This window comes from Saccharopolyspora sp. NPDC002376 (assembly GCF_053593195.1).
Window position 1 is genome coordinate 1 of sequence record NZ_JBSFBZ010000110.1, and the last position, 8,897, is coordinate 8,897.

The 8,897-nt window shown below is 64.3% G+C and carries 9 protein-coding genes and 1 pseudogene; 6 read left to right on the forward strand and 4 right to left on the reverse strand.

Features of this window, described 5'->3' with window-relative positions; all coding sequences use genetic code 11:
- Nucleotides 1-419 precede the first annotated feature (419 nt).
- Together ACWCO2_RS36230 and ACWCO2_RS36235 are read left to right on the forward strand one after the other, a co-directional pair.
- A complete protein-coding gene (locus tag ACWCO2_RS36230; RefSeq protein ID WP_450132331.1) occupies nucleotides 420-683 on the forward strand; it encodes a 4-hydroxyphenylacetate 3-hydroxylase C-terminal domain-containing protein in 264 nt (87 codons plus the stop codon).
- Between the two features lie 192 nt (nucleotides 684-875).
- On the forward strand, nucleotides 876-1,463 hold the full coding sequence (locus ACWCO2_RS36235; RefSeq protein WP_450132323.1) for a DUF1097 domain-containing protein: 588 nt from the start codon (nucleotides 876-878) through the stop codon (nucleotides 1,461-1,463).
- Between the two features lie 345 nt (nucleotides 1,464-1,808).
- Here ACWCO2_RS36235 and ACWCO2_RS36240 read toward each other — a convergent pair whose 3' ends face one another.
- Nucleotides 1,809-2,738, reverse strand: coding sequence for an alpha/beta hydrolase (locus ACWCO2_RS36240; protein ID WP_450132324.1), 930 nt, complete (start codon nucleotides 2,736-2,738; stop codon nucleotides 1,809-1,811).
- Nucleotides 2,739-3,083: 345 nt separating this feature from the next.
- Here ACWCO2_RS36240 and ACWCO2_RS36245 point away from each other — a divergent pair, with 345 nt between their 5' ends.
- Both ACWCO2_RS36245 and ACWCO2_RS36250 read left to right on the forward strand, forming a co-directional pair.
- Complete coding sequence (locus ACWCO2_RS36245) at nucleotides 3,084-3,491, forward strand: VWA domain-containing protein (protein ID WP_450132325.1); 408 nt, start codon at nucleotides 3,084-3,086, stop codon at nucleotides 3,489-3,491.
- A gap of 329 nt (nucleotides 3,492-3,820) precedes the next feature.
- A complete protein-coding gene (locus ACWCO2_RS36250; protein ID WP_450132326.1) occupies nucleotides 3,821-4,291 on the forward strand; it encodes a L,D-transpeptidase in 471 nt (156 codons plus the stop codon).
- A 688-nt stretch (nucleotides 4,292-4,979) separates the two neighbouring features.
- Here the strand turns inward: ACWCO2_RS36250 and ACWCO2_RS36255 are convergent.
- Entirely contained in the window at nucleotides 4,980-5,231 is a 252-nt protein-coding gene (locus ACWCO2_RS36255) for a hypothetical protein (protein WP_450132327.1), read from the reverse strand.
- Between the two features lie 955 nt (nucleotides 5,232-6,186).
- Between ACWCO2_RS36255 and ACWCO2_RS36260 the strand changes: the two genes are divergently transcribed.
- Entirely contained in the window at nucleotides 6,187-6,630 is a 444-nt protein-coding gene (locus ACWCO2_RS36260; protein WP_450132328.1) for a hypothetical protein, read from the forward strand.
- A 105-nt stretch (nucleotides 6,631-6,735) separates the two neighbouring features.
- A pseudogene (locus ACWCO2_RS36265) lies at nucleotides 6,736-7,265 on the forward strand (IS256 family transposase); the annotation flags it as partial.
- Here the strand turns inward: ACWCO2_RS36265 and ACWCO2_RS36270 are convergent.
- Nucleotides 7,264-7,692 carry a transposase gene (locus ACWCO2_RS36270; RefSeq protein ID WP_450132329.1) on the reverse strand — a complete coding sequence of 143 codons (429 nt, stop codon included), beginning with the start codon at nucleotides 7,690-7,692 and terminating at the stop codon, nucleotides 7,264-7,266. The pseudogene ACWCO2_RS36265 and the gene ACWCO2_RS36270 overlap by 2 nt on opposite strands.
- A gap of 292 nt (nucleotides 7,693-7,984) precedes the next feature.
- Nucleotides 7,985-8,401 carry a hypothetical protein gene (locus ACWCO2_RS36275; RefSeq protein ID WP_450132330.1) on the reverse strand — a complete coding sequence of 139 codons (417 nt, stop codon included), beginning with the start codon at nucleotides 8,399-8,401 and terminating at the stop codon, nucleotides 7,985-7,987.
- Between the last annotated feature and the right edge of the window lie 496 nt (nucleotides 8,402-8,897).

Consider the following 8,897-nt stretch of genomic DNA (forward strand, 5'->3'; position numbering starts at 1 on the left):
CCTTGCCCGTGCCAGTCGCCAATCCGCAGCAGCCCGATTCCCTCAACATACGTCGACACGACCGGCTCGGTGGCATCCTTCACGAGTACCACCACACAGCATGACCTGCACGGATGCAGTTTTCGGCAAGGGCAAGGCCACCAACCCGGCCAACGCATACCTCCGCGTCTCACCAGTCTGAGTAGGCCGCGCGGCCCGTACCCGCTGACCGACTTGGCTGAAGGCGGGTGAATAGTGCGCGGGTCGACCAAGAAAACGCGTTCGAATCCCTCGACTACGCCGCCCGTTGTCCGGGTGGCCACGTAGCCGAGCATCGTCGTCGGCGATGAGGGTACGAACGGCGGGTTGCAAGTTCGACGAGGTCGACGGCATCATCTACCTCGACGACGTCAAGGTCCCGTGGGAGCGACCCCAAGGTCATCCACACCCTGCGGGAGCTCTCCGGCGGCGGAGTGATCATGCTGCCGCCGAGCATCACCGACTACGAGAAGCCGGACATCGCCGACCGCATCCGGCGCACCCAGCGATCCGCCACGATGACCCCGGACGAACGAGTCAAGCTACTCAAACTCGCATGGGACACGATCGGGACCGAGTTCGCCTCCCGACACCTGCAGTACGAGATGTTCTACAACGGCGCCACTTTCGTCGTACGCGGGAATGCGTACCGGACCTATGAGTGAAAGTCTGGCAACGACCTACTCGACGGTTTCTTGACCGGCTACGAGGGCCCTGCCGCCTGAACGGGACCCGTCCCGTCCGACGCCGCTTGCCCGGTACCCGCCCGTTCACGAACAGTGCGACGTGCAGGCCGGGCCCGGCCGAGTGCTCACTGAGAGGTTGGTCAAAGAAGTCGATCCTCAAGAGGAGCAGCAATGAAGTCCATTCCCCTGTGGGTGGCAGTGCCGGTGACCGTCGCTGTCGCCCTACCTTTCGGCCTGTGGCTGGGCACGTGGTCGCTGCCGTTGTGGCTGGCGTTCATCGTGTGGGCCGAGTACTTCGCCCTGGGCGCGAAGCCGGCGGTGCTCCGCGTCGTGGTCCCGTCATTCCTGAGTGGCGTCGTCAGCGCGGCGATCGCACTGATCTTCTCGCTGCTCGTCGGAACGGTCGTGGGCGACGCCGCGATCGTCGCGAGCGGCGACGTGTCGTGGTTCGTAGGCCTGCCGGTGGCCCTCATTCCGATCATCTACGGAATGCAGTTCCTGCCGTTCGCGCGGGACACCGGGAGCCTCCCCTTCTTCAACGGCCTGTCCATGGGCCTGGCCACGTTCTTCGTCGGGATCTACACGAATTTCGGCGGCCTGTCGCTGCCCGCCGACAGCGTGCTGCTGCCGCTGATCACCTCGGTGCCTGCGGTGCTGGGCGGGCTGCTCGGCGCCTTCCTCGGGTGGTTCAACGTCGCCATCATGACGCCATTCGGTCGCCAGACACCCCGGTCGGCCGAAACGGTCGTCGACGCCTGACTTCCATATACGCCAGCCGACCGGCCGCCCCCGCATCACTCGAACGCGGCAGTGAGGCGCTGGAAACTCCCTCAGGGTTGCCTGCTCGTCACCGGACAGGTTGGAGCAGTATCCGCTCGTTCTCCAGATGGGCCGAAACCATCCGGTTGATGAGGTCGAGACCGGCGTCGGTCAAGAAAACCTGGGGCAGGTCAGACTGTTCGAGTTCGCGTCCAGCGCCACCGACCAGCGCTTCACCTAAACCCGGATCTCCGGATCAAGCGGAACCGTCCGAGGCCGGGAAGCCCATCCTTGCTGGACCGTAGGTCACTTCGGCCTCACCGCGATACCCGCCCGGCGTGCCCATCATCCCACCGGGTGCAAGGCGCGACGAAGCGTGTCGAGGGTTTCGGCCGCCTGACGCCGGGACACCGCTGCTCCTGTGAGCACCACCGATCGGTGGAACGTCCCGGGGAACAGGTGCAGCTCGACAGACACGCCCGCGCACAGCAGGCCGGAGGCGTAGGCCAAGCCCTCGTCCCGCAGTGGATCGTTCTCGTACACCGACACGTACGCCGGAGGCAGCCTGGACATGTCGTTCGCACGAGCCGGAGCCGCGTACGCGGGAACCTCCCCACTCCACCCGCGCAGGTAGTGCCGCCAGCTCTGCACCGCGTCGGCGTGGTTCCACAGCGGTGTCTCATCGAACGTGCGTGCCGAGAACGTCTCGACACGATCGTCGACCTCCGGGGCGTCGAGCACCTGGAAGCACACCGGCGGGCCACCTCGATCCCGAACCAGCAGCGTCAGGGCCGCGGCGAGCCCACCACCCGCGCTCATGCCGTACACACCGATGCGCGCAGCGTCCACACCGAGCGACTCAGCCTCCGAGGCCATCCAGCGGAGCGCGGACTCGCAGTCCCGCAACGCCGCCGGATACGGATGTTCGGGGGCCAGGCGGTAGTCGACGGCGTAAACGACCGCAGGCACGTGCGCGCACAGGTCCACCGCCTGCGCGGTGAGGGACTCCAGGCCTCCCATCACGAACCCGCCCCCGTGCAACAGGAGCACGGCAGGCAAAGGCGCGGGCGCTTCGGACGGGCGGAAAACCCGGACCGGCACCGGCACACCCACGACACCCGGAACCTCCTGATCGGTCGCGGTGACCTCACCTGCTGCAGCGGGCACGGCACCGGAGGCGAGCTCCGCCATCCGCGCCCGAGCCCCGTCAAGGTCATGGATGTGCAGGTCAGGCAAGCCAGGCACGGCTGCCGCCAATTCGCGATCAAGCTGCACGGTTCGCCCCCCAGAGGTGCGGGATGACGTCACGATCCCACCGAACCAACTCGGCCCGCCACCGCTTCAACCATGCGTCGCGGGCAGAAGGAGAACCGACCGGGAAGCAAAGTCTTCGACCGCCGACCGAATCGCAACACGAATCGTTGACGGTCGCAGGAACGGCGATCGAGGTCGTCTCGAGTCCGAGGGTCGTTTGCCAGGTTTCATCATCGGCCCTGGAGTTGCGTGGCGTGGTGTCGGCTTGAGCTCCCATCGTGTGCGGCTGCACACCGCTTCCAGGCCCACGCCGGAGAGACGCTGGCCAATCTCGAGCCACACGTTATCGTCGGATGGTTCCACACCTTGCTGGCCACCGGTGGCGTCCCGATCAAACCCCGCTACCGGCCGCGCCGACCGCACAAACCCGAATTCGTGGTGTTGTGCGACGTCTCGTCGTCGGTGGCGAACTTCGCGCACTTCGCCCTGCTACTGATGTACACGCTGCACGAGGTCTTCTCCCGGGCCCGCGCGTTCACCTTCGTACGCGATGTCCGGGAGGTCACCGACCAACTGCGGCACGGCCGCCACGCCGCCAGCGCCTTAGCCGCGGTCCGACTCGAGACCCTCCAACTCCCGGGCAACGGCACCGACCACGCCCGCGTGTTCACCCAATTCGCCGTTGCCCACACCCACGTACTCACCCCGCGAACGGTCCTGGTCATCCTCGGGACGCCCGCAACAACCACTTCGCCCCCGAGCCCGAAACGCTGACCAACCTGGCCGACCGCCGCCGGGGCACCCTCCGCCTCAACCCGGAACCGACCAGGTCCCGGGGCTCCGGGACTCAGCTGCTCCGGATTACGCCGAACTGGTCGAAATGGATGAATGCCGCAGCCTCACACAACCCGGTGATTCCGTTCAGCGCTTTGTCCGAATAAGCCAAATTCGCACCGTCCGAAGAAGGTCAGTTCCTAGATCACATCGGGAACGAATAGAGTTCATATCCGTCCGAGCGCTGACACCACGCCTAATGACCGAAATTGGCGGATCGGCTTGGTGGAAGCGCTTTGGCAGAGCCGCTAATCATGAGGGGAGAACGGATGTCTCGCAGGAAGACGATCGCGTTATCGGTGATCGCGACGCTCTCGGGTGGCCTGTTCGCCGGACTGGCCCCGACCGCGGAAGCCGCACCCACGGATTCATCCGAGCTGGTTGCGGGGACGCCGTGCACGGTCACGGCGAAGGCATGCGTGAGCCTGTCCCGAAACCGCGCCTGGCTGATCCGGGATGGACAGGTCTACTACGGCGAGGCCTCTGCGCTGGGGGGACGCCCCGACTCCCCCACCCCAACCGGAACGTTCCAGGTCCAGTACAAGGACAAGGACCACGTCAGCCGGGAATACAACAACGCACCGATGCCGTACTCTGTGTTCTTCACCAACACCGGCGTGGCGTTCCACCAGGGCAGCCTGACCAAGCGCTCGGCGGGATGCCTGCACCTGTCCGAGAAGTCCGCCCGAACCTTCTTCGACAAGCTCAACGTCGGTGACGAGGTCCAGGTCGTGCAGTAACCCGACCGGATCGCCCGCGGCACTGAGCCCGAAACGCCCTGCGAGAGCAGGGCGTTTCGCTTTGTAGCCGGGATGGCCGGTAACCAGGTCCGGATCCTGCCGTGACCGACCAGATCCCGCTGGGAGCAGTACCGCCGCAAGATCTACGAGCGCCGCTCCTCCTAGCCCAGCGATTCCTGGGACCACTCGTGGGGTGGCCCGGTGTCGGTCCACCCGGATGGAACGCTGCTCGCCGTTCGCCTGCTCCCCTGACGTGAAGCAGAAATCGACCCGAGCAGATCAAATTCCACTCGGGTCGAAATAGCTTATTTTTTCATCTTCCGCCGCTAACTAGCCGGATACAAGCGATTTGACTCCCGCACGATACGGAACAAGTTCAGTTTCACCGGAACGCCTCATTCGGATCGCTTCATCGAGGTGCACCAAGAAAAGTTGAAGCGCCCCAACTATCGGCTGCTCATCCGGGAACGTCAGCTCCCCGTCGCGCTCCATCATCCGCAAATGTTCCGCCAACGACCGCGGACTCACCTGAAGCCGGAGCGGGGTATCGAGATCGACATCCTGCCAAGACCGAATCTCGACGTAACCTTTAGGTGAGCTTCGCACTTGCTCATCACTGAGCCTGAACAAGAACTCCTCGAAGACACGCTGGTCATCCGTTCGGTCCAAATTCATGATGATCCGTCTCTCAGCGCGCGGGGAATGCTGTGATGATTTTCTGGTCCCTATTTGCCACCGACACGATGGGTCGGTAGGTATCTACGATATTACCATGGGAGTCACGAATCTGGACTGGCGCTCGATACGTCCAGGTGTCGTTGTTCTTGTTGTAGGCCGGGAATCCCGGCTCGGGAACCTTGAGGATCTCTGCGATAGCGAAGTCAGTAAACGACCGCCAGTCGCTGCCTACTCGCGCAGCTAGGTTCTGCCAGTCCGCCATGTGGCGGTCCTTGATGTGCCGGTAACCGAAACCAGCGGTTCCGCAGAGCAGGTTCGATGCCCCCCGACACCAGGAGCCCCACTGCGCGGGAAGGCGCGAACCAGCTTGTCCGCTGGGGAATTCGTGCCGCACGCACCCCAGATCTCCCTAGCGCTTGTACCAGTGAAGGGAACGCCAGCAACGTCGACGGTGTACGTCTCTGGTTGAGCCTGGCTCACCGCCAAGCTCGACGCCGACTGCGATGTTGAGGCAGTTGCTGGTGCAGCCACGCCCACTGTCGACAGTGCACTAAAAGCAAGAACTGCCCCAAGCAAACGAGCGCGGAGTTTCTTCAACATGAGCGCAGACCTCCCCAATGGATCTTTCCGAATACCGGGCAGGATAACGATCACCGGAAACCTGCGCGACCGTGAACATCCGAAACGGTAAAATTTAGCCAGTCACGGTCGCGACGGTCACCACGACAACGGCCACACCTCAACAGACAGCAAATTTTGACCGAAGTCGTCGCTGCGGAAGGCGAACCCAAACTCGGGGTTGTGGAGCGGAGAAGCCGCCTACCAATTTCGGTCGGCCTTCGACGGCGGGTCGACCAAGTAGCCGGATACCGACGACTCTTTCCACGCGTCGAGCAAGGCGTTGGAGACCTACACCTCCACGCTGACATGGGATCAAGACCAAGCCGCCAAGGCGATGCCTGTCCCGCCAAGACGCCCCAGATGGACTCCCGACTGGACAGGCGGAACAGCAAAAAGCCCCCTGCCTCAACCGATTTCGGGAAGCAGAAGGCGTGTAGTTAGCGTGCAACTCCGTCCTCGGACACAAAAAGTGGTGAGATTTCCCCACCGTAGCAAGTGCTTGAACACCGTATCGCGACGGATCTTCAGCCGTCGCGATCTTTGGTGTCTGCAGACAAGTCCCCTCCTGGTTTGTGCTGGTCACCAGGGTGGTGGCCATGGCTGAGCAGATCGTCACGGGCCTGGTGCCACCCGAGGTCACCGGCTCGAGCTCTCCCGTCGAAGCGGGCAGCGGCGAGCGCAGGAGCCTTCCGCTCCCGGTCATCACCCAACGCCACAAGCTCCTGGTGACCTATGGGATGACCCGGATCGATGCTTCCGGCCGAGTCCCGGCCGCGCCTGTCCTGCACGCACTGCAGTGGCACCCCGGTCAGAGCCTGACCATCCGGGTCACCTCCGGAGCAGTGATCCTGCAGCCCGACCCGGGCGGCATCCGCATCGGCGACACGGTGATGCTGGTCGCCGACCCGCGCCGGGACATGGTGCTGGTCGATCCCCTCACCGCGGTGGACGAGGCCCTGCAAGAGCGTCACGCCCTCCTGGCACAGGATTGGACTCCCGGCTACGACGCAGGGTTCGGGACTGTAAGTTCTGCGGTGTAACTGTCCACAGTGGAGGATAGTGCGCCATGAGTGATCAGAGCAAGGACTCGTCGTTGCAGGTCTCGCCGGAGGTGGACCGGCAGGTGGTGGCCGAGCTGGCCAAGCGTGCCCAGGCCGATGGGCATCAGTGGTGAGGGCGGGTTGATGCAGCAGTTGACCAAGATTGTGCTGGAGTCGTCGCTGGAAGGCGAGATGGACGCTCACCTGGGTTACGGCAAGCACGACCCTGCCGGTCGTGACGGGGGGAACTCGCGGAACGGGACGAGGTCGAAGACGTGCTGACCGAGGCCGGGCCGGTCGGGATCGACGTGCCCCGGGATCGGGATGCCTCGTTCGAGCCGAAGATCGTGTGTGAGCGGCAGCGCAGGTTGTCCGGGGTGGACGGGATCGTGTTGTCGCTGACGGCAAAGGGCTTGACCACCGGTGAGGTGTCGGCGCATCTGGCCGAGGTGCATGGAGCCGAGGTGTCCAAGGATACGATCTCGGCGATCATCGACCGGGTGCTGGAGGATATGGCGGAGTGGCAGAACCGGCCGCTGGAACGGGTGTATGCGGTGATCTTCATCGACGCCATTCACGTCAAGATCCGTGAGGGCCAGGTCGCCAACCGGCCCATCTACCTCGCGCTGGGCGTCATGTTTTGAAGTGGGCTTCGCTGTAGGCGTTGTCGTTGCTGGCCTTCGGGCGGGAGTGGGAGCGGGTGACGCCGAGCTCGGTGAGGAGTTGGGAGACTTTCTTGCTGGTCATCGCGGTGCCGCGGTCGGCGTGGACGGTGTGGGGTGCCAGGCCGTTGCGGGTGATGGTCTCGCGGATGAGTTCTTCGGCGCGCTGGGCGGTTTCGGCGGCTTCGACGGTGTGGCCGGCGATGTAGCGGCTGTAGATGTCGATGACGAGGTAGGCGTGGTAGTAGATTCCTTTGCTGGTCCCGGCGAGTTTGGTGATGTCCCAGGTGAACACCTGTGAGGGGCCGGTAGCGCGGAGTTCGGGGATGGTGCGTGCGGGGTGGGTGGCCTGGCGTCGGCGTTCCCCGGTTTGCCCCGCGTCGGTGAGGATCCGGTACATGGTGCGCTGGGAGCACCAGTAGCGGCCCTCGTCGAGTTAACGGGCCTAGATCTGGGCCGGGGGCAGGGTGGCGTACTCGCCGGTGTTCATCATTGTCAGGATCCCGGCGCGTTCGGTCTCCGAGAGGGCTGAGGCCGGGCGCGGGCGGAGCTTTTCTCCTTCGGTGGCGGCGGATTGTGGTGGCGGTGATGGGTGGCGCGGGAACGCCCGGTCAGCCGGCAGGCCGCGACGATGCCCACGTGGTCGGCCAGTTCGTCGACCAGTGGCGGCAGGTGCTGGTCGACGGCGTGTTTCAGTCCGCGCTCTCGGAGACCGATTCCAAGAGCGCGACAGCTTTTCCGAGGACCTCCACGGCGGCCTTGTTCTTCGCCAGTTCCTTCTTGAGCCGCTCGTTTTCCTTCCGCAGCCGCTCGTTGTCGGCCTCGGCCTGGGATTTACGCGGCCAGGCAGGAGTGGTGCGCCGGTCGGTGAGCCGCTCCAGTGCCCCCGCCTCACGCGCGGCACGCCATTCCTGGATATGGGAGTGATACAGCCGCTCCCGCCGCAGCAACCCGCCACGCTCAGCACTCGAGGTGGCCGCCTCGTACTCGGCGAGGATCTTCAGTTCGCACTCGGCGCTGAACGTCCGCCGCTTCGGCTTCGGGGCCGGATCATTACCGGCAGCGCTACCGGTGGTGCCGGTGGTGCTCGTGATGTTATTACTGGCCAAACGGGATCTGCTGCTCCTCAATCGCGTCCCACCCCGGCTAACGCGAACCTATCCAGGCGTCTCACCCCAGCCTGACAGGAAGGGATGCATCGGCATCGGCTGGTCACTCCGGGCACGGTGATGCGGTGGCATCGTCCCGCAACGCGCTCTCAGACGAACTCGACGGCAATGCAGTCATGATGGCGAAGTTTAGGCGCAGTCCTTCGCTGCGCCCGGAATTGCGGAACACCCAGATGGGTATTGTCCACAAGGGCTTGCGAGCAACCTGGAACGATCCATGGCAGATCGGGCCGCTCCCGGCACTCACCGGCACCCTCTCGCTGCCGGGCTGCGCATGGCCGCGGAGAGGCAAAGGCCTGGGATGCTTCGCGGAGGATGCCGATGGAGCCCTCGGTGTCAACGGCCGTGTCATTCCAACCGTGTAAGCCACGGATGGGCCAAGATCGAGTCAATTCGGTGACTCAGGAAGGCTCATTCCATGACAGAAAAAATTTCA

Bases quoted from the DNA above. Each gene is read 5' to 3' on its own strand.
- ACWCO2_RS36235 (WP_450132323.1), top strand. From the start codon at position 876: ATGAAGTCCATTCCCCTGTGGGTGGCAGTGCCGGTGACCGTCGCTGTC.
- ACWCO2_RS36250 (WP_450132326.1), top strand. From the start codon at position 3,821: ATGTCTCGCAGGAAGACGATCGCGTTATCGGTGATCGCGACGCTCTCG.
- ACWCO2_RS36255 (WP_450132327.1), bottom strand. From the start codon at position 5,231: ATGGCGGACTGGCAGAACCTAGCTGCGCGAGTAGGCAGCGACTGGCGG.
- ACWCO2_RS36260 (WP_450132328.1), top strand. From the start codon at position 6,187: ATGGCTGAGCAGATCGTCACGGGCCTGGTGCCACCCGAGGTCACCGGC.
- ACWCO2_RS36270 (WP_450132329.1), bottom strand. From the start codon at position 7,692: ATGTACCGGATCCTCACCGACGCGGGGCAAACCGGGGAACGCCGACGC.